Genomic DNA, 18,580 nt, shown 5'->3' on the forward strand with positions numbered 1-18,580 from the left:
GCTACTTCTTCAAATAAATCTTTTTCAGTATAAGTTTGATTAACCCAGAAAACCTCCTTAAATTTAATATAACTAATATCCGTTCCTAAAAAACGGCAACGATTTAGGTCAACACCATCGAAGGTTACTTTGTCCGGTCTCTCGAATGAGACACCAAAAAACTTTGCTTTGTTTTCGTTGTAGAAAGTTTTTCCCTCAAATTTAACCTCACCTTTGCCTGAGAATTCAGCATAATTAAAAATTGTCCAATCATTGTCTGAGTCTTCGATATCCTCCAAAGCGTCTCCCCTTCCTTGACGGTATGGTAGACCCCCGGCCCCGTCGCACAGGCTCCCAGTGTTATAAGGAGTAACATCAGGACAACAGTGGAAACGGCCTTTATTGAATTTTGCACCACTAAAGATTGTACCACCTTCGCCAGAGAATTTTGCATATCTGAAGCTTGTTCCCTCATCGCCAAAGAATTCTGTCCCAACAAAGTTTATCATTCCCTTGCCGGAGAATATTGCTTCACCGAAGTCTGTACCCATATTACCTAAAAATTTTGCCCTACTGAAGTCAGTCCCGCAATTACCGTAAAATTTAGCATCAGATAAATCTACATCGCATAGAAAGCGAGCATGTGAGAAATTTGCATTCTCGAATTCAAGGCCATTAGTTGATTTAGAGTCATTACGCAACCTTTTAAAATCAAAACTTTTTGGAAAAACAAAGCCCCTGAAATCATGTTTACCAGATTCGTACAATTTCTTGAATTCTTCATAAAATTTCTCAACGTTCTTATCTTCCCTCCAACTGTGGAAAATACATTTCTTTTTACCATCCCTATCTGCTTCTTCTATCGCAATGTGATTACAAAATTCTACAAGCCAAGGATAATATTTATATTCACACTTCGCCATTTTAAGGCCTCATTTCTGTAAATATATGATGCAAAAAGATATATTGGAGGGGGAACAGAATCTTCCTCCTTACGGACAAACAAAAAGTCAACTAACTACCTCCCCAACCCCTTCGCTATCGCCCGGAATACCTCGATCGTCTCGAGCTCCCTGTCGAAGCCGTCCACGTCGTAGTGGGCGTAAGCCGAGGTCTTTGCGATAACGACGTTATACTCCGGGTGGACGTACAAAAACTGGTTGTAGACACCTATCCCAAGGAAATCCCCCTCGGGGTTTTGAGGAATCCACCACTGGTAGCCGTAGCCGAGGACCCAGTCGGAAGCGGGATTGTCCCCCGGCATGAGGTGGGGGGCGTCCGGCGTGATAGAAGCCTTGACCTAATCCCTTGGCACGACCTGCTCGCAGTTCCAGCCGCCGCCGTTAAGATAGAGGCGGCCGAAGCGGGCGTAGTCGCGCAGGACGACGTTCAGCCCGCCGAAGGCGAGCTCCATCCCCTTGCCGTCGGTGAGGAAGTAGGCATCGGACTCCATCCCGATCTTTTTCCAGATCTTCTCTTCGAGATAAGACGACAGGTTTTGCCCCGTGGCCTCCCTCAAGACCATACCTAAAACCTGGGTGTCCATGCTGACGTAGTGGTTGTACGTTCCCGGCTCCCGCTCATTGATGAGGGACGCCACGAACTTGTCCAGCGACAGGTTCAGCGCGATTACCCTCCCCATCCTGTTGATGTCCGAGAAGAAGTCGAAGTAGTCCTCGTTGAAGCGGATGCCGGACGACATCTGGAGGACGTCCTTTATCGAGACGCCGTCATAGCCGGTGCCTTTAAGCATCGGGACATAGTCGGAGACGGGATCGGCGATGTCCTTGATGTACCCCTCGTCGACGGCAATCCCCACCAGGGCCGAGACGAACGACTTCGCCACCGACCAGGAGATCGCCTTCGACTCCTCACTGTTTCCGAGGTAGTACTCCTCGAAGACGATTTTGTCGTCCAAGATGACTACAAGTCCAGTGGTCCAGGTGTCTTCAAGAAACTTATTGATATTTTTGGTCTCCCCGTTGTAGACGTACGTCTCGGGAAGCTTCATCTCGGCCCTTCCGAACTCGTACGTGGTGTCGCCCCTGTGGACAACCCTGTAGTCGATGAAGCCTCCCATACTTCTGAAGTTCTCCACGATGACGTCCTCGTCGAAGAGGGTGATGACCTTATAGAGCCTTATCAGCTCCTTGTGATAGATTGCCCCGAGGGCGACGAGGACAACAAGGAGGATGACAACGGCCTTGAAAAGCTTTGACAGGAATACGCCTTTTTTTCCTGTTTTCTTTTTGCTCATGATTTTCTCCTTTAAAAAATAATTTCTATTATGGATATTATCTCTGAAGCACAGGAACGTCCGGCATCTTTCGCTTGAACTCAGATTTTTCTATCAGGTTTTTGATAGCAGAAATCTTTGCCTTCGGTATTCCGAGAGCCTCAATCTCGTTTTCCGCGCTCTTCAGCTCGATCAGGTGGTAAAGGATTCTGTCGGCTGTGAGATAGTCAATACCCAACTCACCCTCATCCGTCTGCCCCTCCCAGAGGTCGGCCGTTGGCGCCTTTTCGACAATTACCTTGGGAACGCCCATGAGATTTGCCATCATCCACACCTCGGTCTTGTAAATCGCCCCGAGGGGGTTGAAGGCCGATGCCGAATCTCCGTGGATCGTGCTGTATCCGAGCATTGTCTCGGTCTTGTTCGACGTCCCGAGGACGAGGGAGCCCCCCCTCTGGGCCTGATCGTATAGGATGGACATCCTCTCCCTCGCCATCTTGTTTCCTCTCCTTACGTGATCGGCGTCCGGGAAACGGACGAAGTAGGCGTCCACCATCGGCGTTATATCGATGATCATAGTCTCTATGCCGAGCTTATCCGCCGAAAGCCCGGCGTGTTCGAGGCTCGCAGGGGAAGATGATTTATAGGGCATTAGTATCCCGGTCACGTTCTCAGGCCCCAGGGCCTCCGCCGCCAGAAAGGCCCCGAGGGTGGAATCGACGCCTCCGCTCATCCCCAGGACAACCTTTTTAAATCCTTTTTCCGACATCATATTTCGTATGAAATCAACAAGGGTCGTACGAAATTCCACGACCAAATCCAAAGAAAACTCTTTCGGGTAATCTCTCAAATTGTTCCTCTCTAAAAAAATGGCAAATAGTTATATAGGAAGCCTTTATAAAGATATATTAAAATAAAAAGATCGTCAAGTTTCTTTGGAAAGATGAGAGATTATAAAAAGATGCGCTGAACCACAGTTGAAATGAGATTAAAAAGGGAGGAGAAATACGTATTGTATTGACGTAAAAAGTTTTTGTGGATAAAATATAATTGAAAGGAAAGCTCACAAAGTTACAATTTTGTTAAAAAGGCGATATATCGGAGTGTTGGATGGTGATATTTGAGGTGAATTTGTTGATCGGAAGGAGGTTGACAAACCACTAACATTAATACAAATTGTGATAATGATTACATAAAACATTAGAGCAGTATTGTAAATTAAGTTAAATTATGCTATAATTTTAAAGAATTATAAAATATTAAAAATTTACATAAAGGATGTTGCAAAGCACAGTCCATGTCAGACGACTTCAGTATCCAGAAGCATCTGGAGGCGATTAGAAATATTTCCGAGTCTTCCACGAAGAGCGGCGGGGCTATTTCTGTTTTAAGGGCTGTTTCCAAAGAGATTGTTGAGACTCTGGGCTACGGAAGGGTGATCATCGGCCTAAAGAACAGGAACTCCCTTGTCATGCGCTTTAGATTGGGAGGTGAAATTGGACGTGATGATAAAGATTTAAGGAAGACACTTCAGAATATCCCCGCCGTAACCCTGAGACCGGACAATGATGATAGGCTGAGCGCCTCGGCATATGCCCTTTTAAAAGACACCTCGGTTATCGTAGAAGATTCAAACAGGTATGGTTTTAGAGAAAACGAGACATTCCAGGACGAGGAGCTTATAAAAAGCCTGGGTTTGAAATCGTATATCATCATTCCCATTACATTAGGGAATGAATCCATCGGTGTTATCATTATTGACGACAAGTATATTTCACGTAAGCTAAATGATAATGACATAGCCAATATCAATGCCTTTTCTGATAACATTTCAGTTTCAATTGTAAATGCGAGGAAGTTCGATATTCTTAAGAGGTCTCACGCAAAGATTAATGCTGTAAAAAAGGAGCTGCTCAGATCCCAGAGGATGTATCGTCTGATTATAGAAAGGGGAACTGATGCCATATTCATTATTCAGAATTACAGGATCGTCTTCGCAAACAGGATGCTTCAAAAGCTCCTTGGGTACGAGACAAAGGAGATAATCGGCAGGGACTTCTCGGATTTCGTTTCGACTGAATCGAAACAATATCTTGTAGATTCATACGAAAACGCTTACAGAAAGAAGGCGCAGACGACCCAGTACGAATATTACGTCATCAAGAAAGATGGTTCAAAGATCGCCATATGGATGACCACATCCTTGACGCGCTACAACAATCAGCTTGCAATTCTGTGCTTCGCGAGGGATATAACCGAAAAGAAGAAATCCGAATCTGAATTGAGTGAGGCTAAAGATTACCTCGAAAACATTATAGAGAGCGCCAACGATATTATTTATGTGCTTGACAGGAGCGGGAGATTTACATACCTCAATCCAAAGATGGAGGAGTTCGGATACAGAAGGGAGGATCTCATAGGGAAATACTTTCTCGAGGTCCTCTCGAATAGACACAGGGGCAGAAGATTCAGGAAGACCTTAAGGGAAGGGGTGAGACAGGTCTACGAGGTTGAGATGCTTGAAAGTGACGGAAAAAGCATAAGGAACGTGGTAATCAGCACCTCCCCCCTTTTCAATGATAAGAGCAAAATAGAGGGTGTTCTGGTCGTGGGAAAGGATATAACCGACAGGAAGAGGGTGGAAGAGAGATTGAAACGCCTCACCATCACGGACAGCCTGACGGGTCTTTACAACCGAAGGCACTTTTTTAAGACATTAAGAGAAAATCTGGTATCGGCCAGAAAGGAATCATTTCCAATGTGTCTTATGATGCTGGACATCGATGACTTCAAGGTATTTAATGATACATATGGACATTTGGCCGGAGATGAAGTTCTTCGTACCTTTGGGAAGATTACTACGAAATCGATACGCTGTAATGTTGACCTCGCCTTTAGATACGGCGGAGACGAATTTGCAATAATTCTTCCCAATGCCAAGAAGGAAAACGCTGAAAAGATCGCATCCCGTATAACTCAGAAATTTGAGGAAAACTTCGGCGATCTGGAAATAAGTATCGGAATTTCCTCCTTGGACAACCATAAATCGATAGAAGAGCTTATCGACACCGCGGATAATGCCATGTACGCCGCAAAGAGCAAGAAGAAGACACAGATTAGAACTCATAAGAACTAAAATCCTTCTCAAAAAAACAGATGATTACAAGAAGACAAACCAGGGCCATAAGTGTCGGGGATGTGAGAATCGGCGGGGAGAATCCGGTTGTGGTTCAATCGATGACAAAGACCGACACGAAAGACGTCAAGGCGACCCTCTCCCAGATTGAAGATCTGTATAAAAGAGGCTGTGAGATTGTGAGGGTGGCGGTCAAGGATATGGATGCGACTTCGGCGTTGAAGGAGATCGTTAAGGAGTCCCCCGTTCCGATAATTGCCGATATACACTTCGATTATCTCCTTGCAATATATTCAATGGAGGCGGGGGCCAAGGGAATAAGGATAAATCCGGGAAACATCGGAGGCAGAGAGCGGCTGCTTAAAATAATCGATCGCGCCCGGTTGGATAATGTGGCGATACGTATCGGCGTGAACTCCGGGTCGCTGGAAAAGGAGATACTAAATAAGCACGGCGGGCCGACACCAAGGGCCATGGTGGAGAGCGGACTGAATTGCCTCAGGATATTTGAAGATTCAGATTATACAAACACCAAGTTCTCTCTGAAGTCCGCAAACGTAATGGACACGGTTTACGCCTACAGGGAGTTTTCAAAGGTTTGCGATTATCCCCTTCATTTGGGGGTAACGGAGGCTGGGACGGTTTTCAAGGGTGCAGTAAAATCCGCCGTGGGCATAGGCATTCTGCTATATGAAGGGATCGGAGACACGATAAGGGTAAGCCTGACGGGAGATCCCGTAAAAGAGGTGATATGCGCCTACACGATCCTTTCGGCCCTCGGAATCAGAAAGAGGGGGGTCAATGTCATATCGTGTCCTACGTGCGGCAGGACCGAGATAGATATTGTAAAGATAGCCGACGAGGTGGAAAGAAGACTTGAGGGACTGGACCTTAATATAACCGTTGCAGTGATGGGATGCGAGGTAAACGGGCCAGGGGAGGCAAGAGAGGCCGATGTGGGAATCGCCGGGGGCAAGGGTATGGGCCTTTTATTCAGGAACGGCAAGGTAATTAAGAAGGTAAAGGAAGCAGAGCTTTTGGATGAGCTCATCAAAGAAGTTGAAAAGATAAGGGCAGAAAACGAGTCTCATGAGGCCGGTTGTCACTGATACTAACAAAGTGTTTGATACTTAATGTACTTTTCAAATGATAAGGCTGAACGAAATATTAGATAAGGTTCGAGATTACAATCCCAAAGGCGATCTCGATGTTATAAAGCAGGCATACGTGTTCTCAGCCATGGTGCACCAGGGACAGGTGCGGCTTTCCGGAGAGCCCTATCTATCTCACCCCCTGATGGTGGCGTCTCTCTTGGCCGACCTGAACATGGACGTCCCTTCGGTGGCGACGGGCCTTCTGCACGATACGGTCGAGGATACCCTTACTACTATAGAACAGATAGAGGAGACATTTGGAAAAGAGATTACCCTGCTTGTGGACGGCGTTACTAAAATCAGCAGGATGAGCTTTTCCACCCAGGAAGAGAGGCAGGCCGAGAATTTCAGAAAGATGATCATAGCCATGACGAAGGACATTCGGGTGCTTCTGATAAAGCTTACGGACCGCCTGCACAACATGAGGACGATTCAATTTCACAACTCGGAAAAGCGGAAGATCATCGCCCAGGAGACGCTCGATATCTACGCGCCTCTGGCAAACAGACTTGGGATAGACTGGATTAAAAACGAGCTCGAAGACCTGACGTTCCTCGTTCTCCAGCCCGATATATACAGATACTTGCTGAAAAAAGTTGAATCGAAAAGGAGAGAGCTAGAGAAATACAGCAGCGCTGTTATGAAAATAATCGAAAAGGAGCTGAACAAAAACGGGATCAAGGCGCGTCTCCAGAATAGGATAAAGCACCTTTACGGAATACACAATAAGATGGTGATCCAGGAGATAGGGTTCGACGAGATTTATGATCTCGTCGCCTTCAGGGTCATTGTCGACACGATAAGTGACTGCTACGGCGCGATGGGGATAATCCACTCTCTCTGGAAGCCTGTCCCGGGGAGGATCAAGGACTTCATCGCGATGCCCAAACCGAACATGTATCGAAGCCTCCACACAACGGTGATCGGTCCCAAGGGGGAGAGGATAGAGATACAGATAAGGACAGAGGAGATGCACAAGATCGCCCAAAAGGGGATAGCCGCCCACTGGCGTTACAAGGAGATGAAAGGACAGGTAAAACAGCAGGATCAGGAGAGCTACGACTGGCTCAAAAGGCTTTTCGAGTGGCAGCAGGACGTGAAAGACCCCAGGGAATTCATAGCGACCGTCAAGATAGACCTGTTCCCGGAAGAGGTGTATGTATTTACTCCAAAGGGGGACGTTAAGGCCTTCCCAAGGGGGGCGACGCCGTTGGATTTCGCCTACAGTATCCATACGGACATAGGAAATACGTGTTCCGGTGCGAAAATAAGCGGTAAGATAGTGCCGTTGAAATACAAGCTCCAGAACGGCGATACCGTTGAGATAATAACGAACAAGAGCCAGAAGCCGAGCAAGGACTGGCTCCGCTCCGTTGCCACATCAAAGGCTAAACAGAAGATAAAGCATTGGTTCATAACGGAGCAAAGGGAGAGGAGCATTAGCCTGGGGAGGGAGATCCTTGAAAAGGAATTCCTTAAGAACGGTCTTAGTTTCCAGAAGAAGCAGAAATCGAGGCAGATGAACGAGGCGATGGAAAAGCTCAAGGCGAATAGTCTGGAAGAACTCCTGTCCAAGGTCGCAAATGCAAAGATAACGGTATCGGAGGTTTTGGAGTTTTTCATCCCGAAGGAAGATATCAAGGACACGGTAGATATTGAATCCATTCAGAAAAAGGAGATTAAGAAGGGGAAAAAGGAAAGGAGCAGCAGCGGAGTTTTGGTCAGCGGAGTGGACGATGTCATGGTCAGGTACGCCAAGTGCTGCAACCCGTTGCCTGGGGACAGAATAGTCGGATTTATAAGCCGCGGAAGAGGACTTACCATTCATAACTCCGAGTGCTCCAACCTTCTGGAATTTCCTTCGGAGCGCTTGATCGAAGTAGGGTGGGACACCAAGGACAAGATGGGGGTATACACGAGCAGAATTTTGGTATCGTGTGAAAACAAGAAAGGAGTTCTCGCGTCCGTCGCAACGGCGATATCTGAGGCGGACGCGAACATCAGCAACGTTGAATTAACTACCGAAGATAATAAGGCAAATTTTCTTTTTCACCTGGAGGTCGTCGACCTCGATCATTTAAACAGGGTTATTGGTTCGTTGACGAAAAAGAAGAGCGTCATAAGTGTAAAGAGGATGACCTGATATTTGGATTCAGGTTGATCGTTATTTATGAGGGGTCGGGATGTGAGGGGATGTCGTGTGAGTAAAATATCCATAAGGCCAATAGGACGTCCGCCGACGGAAATCGGGGGATAGGGTCTTATTGGGGTCAGGGAAGACGGCAGGGCCAAAGAAGCCGGAGGGCATCCAATTTCTAAAACTTTCTTACCAAAAAACAAGTACCTGTTTTCAGCGGGGGTCAAGAGAGCCGGCGGGGTGTAAGGAAGCGGAAAGCAAAATTCATCTTTTTTTAAATTGTCTCTTAAAATAATAATTGTCGCCGCCCTGAGTGGATCTGACTTGAAAAAGATTCGGAAATGTATCAACTCCTGAGGCCCGTTAGGCGGGAGGAGTACTAAAGGCTCATGCCCTCACCATCTACTACTCAGGCCCGTTCGGCGGCGGGGAGGACCGCAGGCTTAGGCCCTCACCACCTTTTCCGAGCGGAGACAGCGCGTACAGACCTTCGCCTTTATCACCTTGTTTCCGATCTTGATTCGCATGGTATGGATATTGGGGTACCATCTCCGTTTTGTCTTGTTGTGGGCGTGGCTTACGTTATTTCCAACGACGGGCCCTTTCCCGCAGATATCGCAAACTCGACTCATCGTTTGTCTCTCCTGATAGTTGGACCGATAATATATTTACAGAATTGATTATTTTACCAAATTCTATGAGAAAATCAAGATAAAATATGAAAAAAAATAAGGATATGGGCATTTTATATGTGGTTGCAACCCCGATAGGAAACCTAAAGGACATCACCATAAGGGGGCTTCAGACGCTCAGAGACGTGGATTTTATAGCCGCGGAAAACATAAAAAGGGCAAAAAAGCTCCTTTCGGTATATGACATAAAAACCAAAATAATAAGCTATCGGGAGGAGAACAGGGAGCGGGCAACAAGAATGATAATTGATAAGATAAACGACGGGAAGAATATTGCCCTTATCTCGGATGCGGGCACGCCGACTGTGTCCGATCCAGGGGACTACCTTATTAAAAAATGCGTCGAGGGGGGAATTCCCGTGGTGCCCGTTCCCGGTCCGTCTTCAATAATCTGTGCCCTCTCTGTATCAGGACTCGATACGTCCGAGTTTTCTTTTCTGGGATTCCTTGCGAGAAAGGGGAAAAAGAGGTTGGAACAAATCTCGAAAATTGAAGGTGATGGGAGAACTTCGGTCATATTTGAATCGCCGAAGAGGATTGCCAAAACCTTAAGCGATATTTTAAACATTATTGGAGAAAGAAAAGCGGCCGTTTGCAGGGAGCTCACAAAGCTAAACGAGGAGGTGATAAGAGGCTCTCTGTCCGTTATAATTGACGAGCTTGAAAAGAGGGGAGAGATCAAAGGGGAGATAGTGCTCATGGTTTCGGGAGGCGGGGGTATAAGAAGCAGGTTGGACAGGGATGACTTAATCAGTGAGGTAAAGAAGTACGTCGAGCAAAATCCTGAAAAGAAGACCAAAGAGGTCGCAAAGATATTGGCAGCAAGGCTCGGGGTCTCCGTCAAGGAAATTTATAAGATCGCGGTTGGGGAAAGGGAAGACTAAAGCAATTCTGGAAATAGTAAAGATATTGATTGTAGAGCCCGGAGTCTCTGTCAAGGATATTTATTAAATAGTAGACAAGGATAGTAGAGACTAAATCCGCTTTGGAAATCTTAAAGCTATAAGCCGTGGAGACTGATGACTTCGTCATGGGCGTTTATGAATGAAATAGAAGACAGGGAAGGGAAGAGGAAAACAGGTTCTGGAAATCGAAAAAGCATAGACCGCAAAGCTAAAGGCTTCTTTCATGGACGTTTGCAACTGAAACAGCGGTTAAGGAGGGGAAGAGGCAATAGGATTTTGAAAATTGCAAAGATGAAGGACGCAGAGCCTGGAGACTCCGTCGTGGAACTTTATGAAACAGCAGTTAAGGAGATGAGAGACTAAATCTATTCAAAAAGTCGCAATGATGAAGACCGCAAAGCACGGGGTTTATTTAAGGGACATTTGTGACTGAAACAACACCTTAAAGCCAGGGGATTTCATAAAGGGCATTAATTAGTGAAACAGCGGTCAAGGAATTGAAAAAACAAACAGGTTTTTATATGGAGTCTATTTGTCCTCTTTATCTTCATCCTTTTCCTTCTTTTTTTTGTCCTCTTCCTTCTTTTGTGTACTAAGGAATTTCCCGAAGATATTCTTATAAATTTTCTTGTCCGATTTCAATTCAAGTCTTATTGCTTCTTCATAACCGATGATTGTGTAATATATCGCCCTGTCGAAAAACAGGACAACGCGGTTGTTCAGCTCCAGAGACTGGTAAAGCTCGAAGGCCGTTGACAACTGACCGTCGGAGAGGATATGGATCCAGAGGTGTCTTTTGAGAAGAACAATGGCGCTGACTACCTCGTGAAGGGCAAAGCCCTCCTTAAACCTTTCCAGACCCAGTTTTGTGTAATAGTTTCTTATCTCCTCCTTGCTCGTTTCCCTCGATATCCAGTGGCTGAGCTGGCTGTATACAAGGTGAGCCCGCTTGTAAAGCTTCTCTTCATTAAATTCGTGATATGTCGGGGTTGATGGATTAGCCCTTACGTTGGTTAGCCAATGTTTGGTAAGTATATCGGCATCATTTTCTATTAATGTAACAAGTTTTTCAGATATCATAGGTTACTCCATAAATATATAATATCAATAAATTATCATCAGCGGTTTGTGTTGTCAATAAAAATCTATTTCATTTTAAATTCAAATGGAATGGCAAAGGAGCGGTCGCTTATGTAGACGTCCTGAACCATCACAACGAACCTGTTTACGGAGTTCGGGAGCTCCGGAAAGACCAGCAGTCCCTCGACGGCGGTCCCGGGGGGAATATCGAGGTATATATCGTACATGGTCTTTTTGAATGGCGCCGGGTCGCCCAGCGGCGCGTAGCGGTTAAAACGCACCAAAACCTCAGAGTAATCCAGGGAGCCCCTGAAGTACTGCCCGCTTACATAGACGCTCGATCTCTTCGGATTAAACCGCATCATACTCTTGGTTTTATTCGTTATTGTGACCTCGAAGAGGAAAAACTTCTCCCTCATAGAATAGTAATTCAAAAAAGGATTTGTGATCTCGTGCTTCAGAAAGAAGAGGTCCGTGTCGGAATGATCCATATATCTGATTTTTATTACTGCGTCCAATACGGTAAAATAAATGGTGTTCCCGTCGAACCTGAATCCCTTCGGCAGATCCTTCCCGTCTCCGACGGGGATGACCATGACGGCTCCTTTTTTATTTCCCATCCCCGCACAGGAAAAAAGGAGCAAAATGATTGCCGATGCAAATAGAATCTTAAAAGTACGCTTCATGAATATCTCAACCAATAAAATTAAGTTTCGTATTACACTTAATACAGATGTCTTTCGAGAGGCTGTGAACCTTTGTCCTGTATCCGCTCCTCTCGACGAGGAGCGCGTTACAGTTGGGACAGTATGAATTGCTACCGACGTCGGTCACAAGGTTTCCTAAGTAGACGTAGTTGAGCCTCTCCCTTGCGATATCGTAGGCCTTGAGCATCGTTGACGTGGGGGTGGGCGGTGCCGTAAACGAGCGGTGAGGGAAGTACCTGGAGAGGTGAAGAGGGATGTCCGGATTGACGCCGGCGATGAAATCTGAAAGGGTCTTGATATCGTCGTCCGAGTCGTTCTCCCCGGGGATTATCAAACACGTCACCTCGACAAGAGCGGAACTGCTCGCGAGCCTTATCGTCTCTTTAACAGGCTCCAGTCTCCCCCGGCAGTTTTTCCTGTAGAAAGAATCGTGGATCGACTTCAGGTCGATATTCATCGCGTCGATGATCGGAAGAAGCTTCTCGAGGGGTTTTTTGTTTATGAAGCCATTGGTGACGAGGACATTGAAAAGGTTGTTTTCCTTGTTTACCTTTCCCGAGTCGAGTATGTATTCGTACCAGATAAGGGGCTCGTTGTAGGTATAGGCGATCCCTGTTGAGCCGTGCCTCTTTGCCAGCTCCGACACATCTTCGGGGGATGTGTATGAATGCGGTACGTCGGCCGTGACGAGAGACCAGTTCTGGCAGAAGGCGCAGGCGAGGTTGCAGCCGACGCTCCCCAGCGACAGTATCTGTGAGCCGGGGCTCATGTGATATAGGGGCTTCTTCTCGATGGGATCCATCTGGACGCTGGCTATGCGGCCGTAGGTAAGGGCGAGGAGCTTTCCCGACCTGTTCTCCCTGATTCCGCAGACCCCCCTGCTTCCATCCTTGATCGTGCACTCGTGGGGGCAGAGGGTGCACCTTACCCTCTTGTCGCCGTCAGCGTCTTCGTAGAACAAAGCCTCTTTTGTCATAGGAAAGTCTCAATAAGTTATGGAAAAGTCTGAAAACTCCCCCTTGTAATCCCCCCAGTCGGTGATCACGTCGGTTACCAAGGAGGAGGGGGGGCCTTTACGGCACCACTCGATGAGCCTGTTGACCTTCACATCGTCCCCTTCGACAAGCACCTCTACATCTCCGCTGGGGAGGTTTCTCACCCAGCCGGTGAGGCCACCGATCCGTTTGGCCTCCTTTTCGGTGGAGTACCTGTAGAAGACCCCCTGAACCCTACCCTTGATAATGAGTCTTGCGCGAACCATGTATAAATCACACCTCAAGAATTTTTATAAGATCTTCTTCTGAGATCACCTCAACACCAAGCTCTCTCGCCTTGTCTAACTTCGAGCCGGGATTCTCCCCCAAGACGAGGTAGTCGGTGTTCTTGCTCACCGAGGAGGAGGATTTGCCTCCCAGGGCGGTTATCCTTTCCTCCGCCTCGCTTCTCGACATGGAGTCCAGTGTCCCGGTGATGACGAACCGTTTCCCGGAAAGGGGTCCGTCTTTGGGTTTCTCACTTCCCTTGACAACGACGCCGGCGTTTTTTAGGCTCTCGATAAGATCGAGGTTTTTCTTCTCCGCAAAAAACTCGACGACGCTCTGGGCGACCTCCTCCCCGATCCCTTCAATCGCCGTGAGGCCGTCCTTGTCTGCTCTCATCAACGAGGCAAGTTCGCCGAACTCGTAGGCTAAAACCGAGGCGAGATGTGCCCCCACATGCCTTATGCCGAGGGCGTGTATGAAGCGGTCGAGCCTGACCTCCTTTGAGCTCTCGATCGATTCGAGAATGTTATCGGCGGACTTGTCCGCCATCCTCTCGAGGCCCGACCACTCTTCCCTTGTTATCCTGAAAAGGTCTGAGAAGTTCCTAACCAGCCCCCTGTCCACGAGCTGCCCGATAAGCTTGATCCCCAGGCCGTCTATGTCCATGGTGCCCTTCGATGCGAAGTGAAAGAGCCCCTCCTTGAGCTTGGCGGGGCAAGAGGCGTTGATGCAGCGGTAGGCCACCTCGCCTTCGAGCTTTACGACGTGCCCGCCACAGACTGGGCAAGCCTTCGGCATTTTAAATTGAACCTCGGAGCCGTCGCGGGACTCCTTCATCGATCTAACGACATAGGGTATAACCTCGCCTGCCCGCTCGACGACCACCCGATCGCCGACCCTGATGTCCTTCCTCTCGATCTCGTCCTGGTTGTGGAGCGAGGCGCGGCTCACCGTAACCCCGCTCAGCCTTACGGGCTCCAGCAAGGCCGTCGGAGTCAAGACACCTGTCCTACCCACGTTGACTACTATATCCAACACCTTCGTCTCGGCAGTTCTTGGGGCGAATTTGTAGGCGGCGGCCCATCGGGGAGCGCTCGATGTGCTCCCCAGTCGTCTCTGAAGAGAAAAATCGTTGACCTTTATGACGACGCCGTCTATCTCGTAGGGGAGGGAGTCCCTCATGGCTTCCATCTCTACGTGGTATCTTATAGCATCGTCGGCGCCTGTGAGAAGGCTGTACCGGTCGTTTACCTTTAGTCCCCAGCTTTTAAACGCTTCAAGCATGTCGCTCTGGGTGTTGAATGAGGCCCCATCGACGGCGCCCACGCCGTAGCAGAAAAAATCGAGGGGGCGGCCCGCCGTTATCGAGCTGTCGAGCTGCCTCAACGATCCCGCCGCGGCGTTTCTCGGGTTGGCGAAGGGGGGCTGGCCGTTCTCCTCCCTCGATGAGTTCAACGCCCTGAAGTCCTCGACCCCGATAAAAACCTCGCCCCTGACCTCAAGGAGGCTGGGAACGGGATTTCGCTCGCTTCCCAAAAGGCTCAACGGAATCGACTTTATAGTCCGTAGGTTGACGGTCACGTTTTCGCCGGATACGCCGTCTCCCCTTGTTGAGCCGAGGGCGAATACGCCGTCCCTGTATATCAACTCCACGGCGAGGCCGTCGAGCTTCGGCTCGCCCACATATTCAATATCCCCGTCCGTCTTCAACAACCGCTTCACCCTGTCGTTAAATTCCCGGAACTCCTCGGGCGAGTTGACGTTGGAGAGGGAGAGCATCTGCTCGGTGTGCAGAACCGTCTCGAACTTGTCCAACGGGGGTGCCCCGACACGCCGGGTGGGGGAGTCTTCGGCAACGAGCTCGGGATAACTTTCCTCAAGGGAGATCAGCTCCGCCATCAGTCGATCGTATTCCGCATCGGTTATTGTGGGGCTGTCCAACTGATAATACTGTCTGTTGTGGAAGGTGATCTCCTCCTTGAGCTTCTCTATCCTTTTTCTTGCCCCGTCGATGTCCATGACACATTATATACGAAAAAAAGCGCGCTTTGCAAGTTCAATTGATTGTCGACCAATGTAAATTTGCTCTGAGTAAATAAAATAAAAGTTTTAAAAATTCCGGGAATATGCTATCTTTAATTGATATTGTTTTTTTGGTTTTTTATTCTAGATTTTTTTATGGGGGGCCAAATGAGCGGTAGAGATTATTTTGGCGATAATATCTTAACGGGCCTCGGTACGACGAGGAGGACTTTTCTAAAAGGTCTTGCCCTGGCGGCGACCGCCGCGAGCGCGGGGACCGCGATGTCCGGATGCGGCGGATACCCCGAAGTTCCCGTGGGACTCAAGTTCCTGGACGAGAAGGGGTACGCCGTTATATCCACTTTTGCTGACAGGATAATCCCGAGGGGAGGGCCGTACGATTTGGGAGCGCTCGATGCAGGGGTCGTGGAGTTCTTCGACGAGTTCGCCGCCACAGATTACCCGGAGGCGCAGAAGGACTTCAAGAGCGTGATAACGCTCCTGGAGCACGGGGCGCCGATGCTGGATTTCAAGTTCAAGAGATTCACCCAGATGACGACAGACGAGAGGGACGAATACCTCAGGGGGTGGGAGTCGGGCAAGCTAGTCCTTCTTCGGGGTGCATTTGTAGGACTGAAGAAGCTATGCTTCATGGGATTTTATACCAACGAAAAGGTGTGGCCCCATATCGGCTACGACGGGTCCTGGGTCTAATCGAGATAAAGGAGTAAAGGGATGATAATCAATCCTAAAGATATAATTGGTGACGTAAAAGAATCGTGCGACGTCTGTATTGTGGGCTCCGGATCGTCAGGCGGGGTGATGGCGATGGAGATGGCGGGCGCCGGATACTCAGTGGTGGTTCTGGAGGAGGGTGGTCATTTTAAGGGGTCGAGCCTGAACCAGCGGGAGCCGGAGATGATGGGAGAGCTCTACCAGCAGAGGGCCGCCAGGACGACCAAAGACCTCTCGGTCGCCATCATGCAGGGGAAATGCGTGGGCGGGGGAACCGTGGTCAACGTCGCCGACTGCGTCAGGATCCACGACGAGGTTTTAAGAAGATGGGAGGTGGAGTTCGGCATAGAAGACATGACGCCGGAGATCATGAACCCCTACTTCGAGAAGGTGGAAAATATCCTGAAGGTAAAGAAGATAAAGGACTCGGAGTTGAACGGCTCCAACGTGATTGTAAAGAAGGGAATCGAGAAGCTGGGGTATTCCGGATCTCCCTTCGATACGAACCGCGAGGGGTGCATAGGGTGCGGATACTGTCTCTTGGGCTGCACCTACGACAAGAAGCAGGCGGTTTCCCTGAACTACATACCGATGGCCGTTGAAAACGGGGCGAAGGTGTACGTCTACACCAGGGCGGAGAGGGTGGAGGAAAAGGGGGGAAAGGCGAACAGGGTTCACGGTATCCTTCTCGATCCGAAGACGAAAACGCCGAGAGGTAACATTGAGGTTACGGCAAAGGTCATCATGATCGCCACGAACACCATAAACACCGACCAGCTTCTCTTGAAGTCGGGCCTCTGCAACTCCAGCGGGTTTGTGGGTAAAAACCTGATCCTCCAGCCCCAGACGATGGTGGCGGGGATGTTCAAGGAGGAGCTTCGGAGCTACAGAGGAATTCCCCAGGCCTACGTCTGCGACGAGTTCGAGGAGGTGGACGAGGTGAGGGGGCTTACCGGCTTTCGCGTCGAGGGTATCTTCGGGATGCCCGGAATATCGTCGAGCCTTATGGGCGGCTTCGGCATGGAGACAAAGGAGCTGTTGACCAAATATAACAACCTCGCCGCTGCGATGGTCCTTGTTCCGGAGGAGCCGAGCGGCGAGGTCAAGCTCAACAAATACAAGAGGCCGGTCGTTCACTACAAGATGCGGGAAGACACGAAAAAAAGGATGATGGAGGGAATGAAACAGGGCGCGAAGATCATGTTCGCCGCTGGAGCCGAGAAGGTGAGGCTCTTCTACGAGGTGCCGGCGATGCTGGACGACGAGTCGCAGCTAAATGTAATAGAAGAGAGGGGGATAGAGCCGTGCGGTCAGGCGATCATGGCGTTTCACATCCAGGGCACCTGCAGGATGGGCCCCGATCCGAAAAAGAGCGTCGTTAACAACTACATGGAGAGTCACGACGTGAAGAACCTCTTTGTAGTTGACGCCTCGGTCTGCCCGTCGACTTCGTCCTCCCACAACATGGTGGCCGTAATGGCGATGGCCCACAGGACGGCGGACTACGTCCTCACAAACAGGGAGAAATACTTCGGTTAGACTATGTGAAAAGACGGCTTTCCCGTTTAGGGTCGGGGGAGGGGGGGTGACAGAACGGAAATACTTTTCAGCCTTTTTTATTTGAGTTTGGGCGTTGGTCGAAAATGAGAGAGGGGAGGGAGGATGTGGGGGAGTGGGGGAGAAAGACTTTTTTCCCTGTTTTTTCAACTTCGACTTTAGTCGCAAATGGATGGGGGCAGTGGGAAGTAGGGTAAAGGGTAGGTGGAAATAATTTCTTGGCCGGGGGTCGGGCTTGCCGCGTTTGCATGTTGCAATAAAAAGTTAGGGGGGCGAAAATCTTCAACGGTAAGACAGGTCGCCCCCCTTAGTTTCATAAGCCCCTTTTGATTCAATTCAGTTTCATTGGTGTAAAAAGGGAGAGCATTGTAGATCAGAGAAATGAATTAGTTATAAAAGGCCGACTTCGTTTGGTTTAGAAGGCCTTCTGATAATCCGCTTGCATGTCCACAATATTATATAAGATTGCAGACTCTATCCGGTGTTCATGGGTCAATGGCGATGTTGTACTTGTGCAAATTATGATACAAATGATTAAAAACGCTATAACCCTTCCAATATTTCCCGGCATCTAAATATCAAATCTTAAGTTACGAGAATAGTTTCACAAGATGGCACCTTCAAATACCGAATCTGCTGAGTATATGAGCCAAAAATCCTGAGAAAACCCCGATAAAACCCATAAAGGTGAGCATTGCTATAAAGGCAAAGAGGAAGATCAGCGTAATAACACAGCCGAAGCTCCCGAAAACCTTATAAAATCTCCTGAAATCGAATATAACCTTGACGGGCTTTTCAGCGGTTGAAGACTTTTTTGTTACCTCATCGATTAGGACGGTGCTCCCGCAATATTTACAGAGGGCGTTTTCGCTCCCTTTCTCGATCTTCAGTGTGCCGCCGCAATTGGGACATTTAGCCGCGGTAAGTTTAACCTTTGACATTTAACCGATAAGACAGACTTGATTTTCAATCCAATAA

General features: G+C 48.5%; 16 protein-coding genes and 1 pseudogene. 7 read left to right on the top strand and 10 right to left on the bottom strand.

What is annotated here, in order from left to right; genetic code table 11:
* Nucleotides 1-124 precede the first annotated feature (124 nt).
* From JW984_05040 to JW984_05050, 3 genes and pseudogenes are all read right to left on the bottom strand, one after another.
* A complete protein-coding gene (locus JW984_05040; GenBank protein MBN1572547.1) occupies nucleotides 125-460 on the bottom strand; it encodes a LysM peptidoglycan-binding domain-containing protein in 336 nt (111 codons plus the stop codon).
* 537 nt (nucleotides 461-997) lie between these two features.
* Nucleotides 998-2,200 (bottom strand): annotated as a pseudogene (locus JW984_05045) (serine hydrolase).
* 73 nt (nucleotides 2,201-2,273) lie between these two features.
* Nucleotides 2,274-2,987 (bottom strand): NAD+ synthase, encoded by a 714-nt coding sequence (locus JW984_05050; GenBank protein MBN1572548.1) that lies wholly within the window; start codon nucleotides 2,985-2,987, stop codon nucleotides 2,274-2,276.
* A gap of 525 nt (nucleotides 2,988-3,512) precedes the next feature.
* On the opposite strand from JW984_05050, the gene JW984_05055 reads away from it, so the two are divergent.
* From JW984_05055 to JW984_05065, 3 genes are read left to right on the top strand one after another with little or no spacing between them, the layout of a single operon-like run.
* Nucleotides 3,513-5,351, top strand: coding sequence for a diguanylate cyclase (locus JW984_05055; protein ID MBN1572549.1), 1,839 nt, complete (start codon nucleotides 3,513-3,515; stop codon nucleotides 5,349-5,351).
* Nucleotides 5,352-5,371: 20 nt separating this feature from the next.
* A complete protein-coding gene (ispG, locus tag JW984_05060) occupies nucleotides 5,372-6,460 on the top strand; it encodes a flavodoxin-dependent (E)-4-hydroxy-3-methylbut-2-enyl-diphosphate synthase (protein MBN1572550.1) in 1,089 nt (362 codons plus the stop codon).
* Between the two features lie 37 nt (nucleotides 6,461-6,497).
* On the top strand, nucleotides 6,498-8,648 hold the full coding sequence (locus JW984_05065; GenBank protein ID MBN1572551.1) for a bifunctional (p)ppGpp synthetase/guanosine-3',5'-bis(diphosphate) 3'-pyrophosphohydrolase: 2,151 nt from the start codon (nucleotides 6,498-6,500) through the stop codon (nucleotides 8,646-8,648).
* Nucleotides 8,649-9,085: 437 nt separating this feature from the next.
* On the opposite strand, the gene JW984_05070 is transcribed toward JW984_05065, so the two are convergent.
* On the bottom strand, nucleotides 9,086-9,274 hold the full coding sequence (locus JW984_05070) for a 50S ribosomal protein L28 (protein MBN1572552.1): 189 nt from the start codon (nucleotides 9,272-9,274) through the stop codon (nucleotides 9,086-9,088).
* Nucleotides 9,275-9,360: 86 nt separating this feature from the next.
* Here JW984_05070 and rsmI point away from each other — a divergent pair, with 86 nt between their 5' ends.
* Nucleotides 9,361-10,218, top strand: coding sequence for a 16S rRNA (cytidine(1402)-2'-O)-methyltransferase (gene rsmI / locus JW984_05075; GenBank protein ID MBN1572553.1), 858 nt, complete (start codon nucleotides 9,361-9,363; stop codon nucleotides 10,216-10,218).
* 156 nt (nucleotides 10,219-10,374) lie between these two features.
* Nucleotides 10,375-10,602, top strand: coding sequence for a hypothetical protein (locus JW984_05080; GenBank protein ID MBN1572554.1), 228 nt, complete (start codon nucleotides 10,375-10,377; stop codon nucleotides 10,600-10,602).
* A 165-nt stretch (nucleotides 10,603-10,767) separates the two neighbouring features.
* On the opposite strand, the gene JW984_05085 is transcribed toward JW984_05080, so the two are convergent.
* From JW984_05085 to ligA, 5 genes are all read right to left on the bottom strand, one after another.
* A complete protein-coding gene (locus JW984_05085) occupies nucleotides 10,768-11,319 on the bottom strand; it encodes an RsbRD N-terminal domain-containing protein (GenBank protein ID MBN1572555.1) in 552 nt (183 codons plus the stop codon).
* 65 nt (nucleotides 11,320-11,384) lie between these two features.
* Nucleotides 11,385-12,005: a hypothetical protein gene (locus tag JW984_05090; protein MBN1572556.1), complete on the bottom strand. Its 621-nt coding sequence runs from the start codon at nucleotides 12,003-12,005 to the stop codon at nucleotides 11,385-11,387.
* Nucleotides 12,006-12,012: 7 nt separating this feature from the next.
* Entirely contained in the window at nucleotides 12,013-13,002 is a 990-nt protein-coding gene (amrS, locus tag JW984_05095; protein ID MBN1572557.1) for an AmmeMemoRadiSam system radical SAM enzyme, read from the bottom strand.
* A gap of 9 nt (nucleotides 13,003-13,011) precedes the next feature.
* Entirely contained in the window at nucleotides 13,012-13,287 is a 276-nt protein-coding gene (locus tag JW984_05100; protein ID MBN1572558.1) for an acylphosphatase, read from the bottom strand.
* Between the two features lie 7 nt (nucleotides 13,288-13,294).
* Nucleotides 13,295-15,307, bottom strand: a complete 2,013-nt coding sequence (gene ligA, locus JW984_05105) for an NAD-dependent DNA ligase LigA (GenBank protein MBN1572559.1) — start codon at nucleotides 15,305-15,307, stop codon at nucleotides 13,295-13,297.
* A gap of 171 nt (nucleotides 15,308-15,478) precedes the next feature.
* Here ligA and JW984_05110 point away from each other — a divergent pair, with 171 nt between their 5' ends.
* Nucleotides 15,479-16,024, top strand: coding sequence for a gluconate 2-dehydrogenase subunit 3 family protein (locus JW984_05110; GenBank protein ID MBN1572560.1), 546 nt, complete (start codon nucleotides 15,479-15,481; stop codon nucleotides 16,022-16,024).
* Between the two features lie 21 nt (nucleotides 16,025-16,045).
* The gene (locus tag JW984_05115; protein MBN1572561.1) at nucleotides 16,046-17,584 is read left to right on the top strand and encodes a GMC family oxidoreductase; all 1,539 of its coding nucleotides are present in this window, start codon (nucleotides 16,046-16,048) and stop codon (nucleotides 17,582-17,584) included.
* Nucleotides 17,585-18,222: 638 nt separating this feature from the next.
* Here JW984_05115 and JW984_05120 read toward each other — a convergent pair.
* The gene (locus JW984_05120; GenBank protein MBN1572562.1) at nucleotides 18,223-18,543 is read right to left on the bottom strand and encodes a hypothetical protein; all 321 of its coding nucleotides are present in this window, start codon (nucleotides 18,541-18,543) and stop codon (nucleotides 18,223-18,225) included.
* Nucleotides 18,544-18,580: the final 37 nt, after the last annotated feature.

Source organism: Candidatus Zymogenus saltonus, from assembly GCA_016929395.1.
In the GTDB taxonomy this organism is placed as follows: domain Bacteria; phylum Desulfobacterota; class Zymogenia; order Zymogenales; family Zymogenaceae; genus Zymogenus; species Zymogenus saltonus.

Excerpts from the sequence above, each read along its gene's own strand:
- JW984_05050 (MBN1572548.1), bottom strand. The coding sequence starts at position 2,987 with ATGATGTCGGAAAAAGGATTTAAAAAGGTTGTCCTGGGGATGAGCGGA.
- JW984_05055 (MBN1572549.1), top strand. The coding sequence starts at position 3,513 with ATGTCAGACGACTTCAGTATCCAGAAGCATCTGGAGGCGATTAGAAAT.
- ispG (MBN1572550.1), top strand. The coding sequence starts at position 5,372 with ATGATTACAAGAAGACAAACCAGGGCCATAAGTGTCGGGGATGTGAGA.
- JW984_05065 (MBN1572551.1), top strand. The coding sequence starts at position 6,498 with ATGATAAGGCTGAACGAAATATTAGATAAGGTTCGAGATTACAATCCC.
- JW984_05070 (MBN1572552.1), bottom strand. The coding sequence starts at position 9,274 with ATGAGTCGAGTTTGCGATATCTGCGGGAAAGGGCCCGTCGTTGGAAAT.
- rsmI (MBN1572553.1), top strand. The coding sequence starts at position 9,361 with ATGAAAAAAAATAAGGATATGGGCATTTTATATGTGGTTGCAACCCCG.
- JW984_05080 (MBN1572554.1), top strand. The coding sequence starts at position 10,375 with ATGAATGAAATAGAAGACAGGGAAGGGAAGAGGAAAACAGGTTCTGGA.
- JW984_05085 (MBN1572555.1), bottom strand. The coding sequence starts at position 11,319 with ATGATATCTGAAAAACTTGTTACATTAATAGAAAATGATGCCGATATA.
- JW984_05090 (MBN1572556.1), bottom strand. The coding sequence starts at position 12,005 with ATGAAGCGTACTTTTAAGATTCTATTTGCATCGGCAATCATTTTGCTC.
- amrS (MBN1572557.1), bottom strand. The coding sequence starts at position 13,002 with ATGACAAAAGAGGCTTTGTTCTACGAAGACGCTGACGGCGACAAGAGG.
- JW984_05100 (MBN1572558.1), bottom strand. The coding sequence starts at position 13,287 with ATGGTTCGCGCAAGACTCATTATCAAGGGTAGGGTTCAGGGGGTCTTC.
- ligA (MBN1572559.1), bottom strand. The coding sequence starts at position 15,307 with ATGGACATCGACGGGGCAAGAAAAAGGATAGAGAAGCTCAAGGAGGAG.
- JW984_05110 (MBN1572560.1), top strand. The coding sequence starts at position 15,479 with ATGAGCGGTAGAGATTATTTTGGCGATAATATCTTAACGGGCCTCGGT.
- JW984_05115 (MBN1572561.1), top strand. The coding sequence starts at position 16,046 with ATGATAATCAATCCTAAAGATATAATTGGTGACGTAAAAGAATCGTGC.
- JW984_05120 (MBN1572562.1), bottom strand. The coding sequence starts at position 18,543 with ATGTCAAAGGTTAAACTTACCGCGGCTAAATGTCCCAATTGCGGCGGC.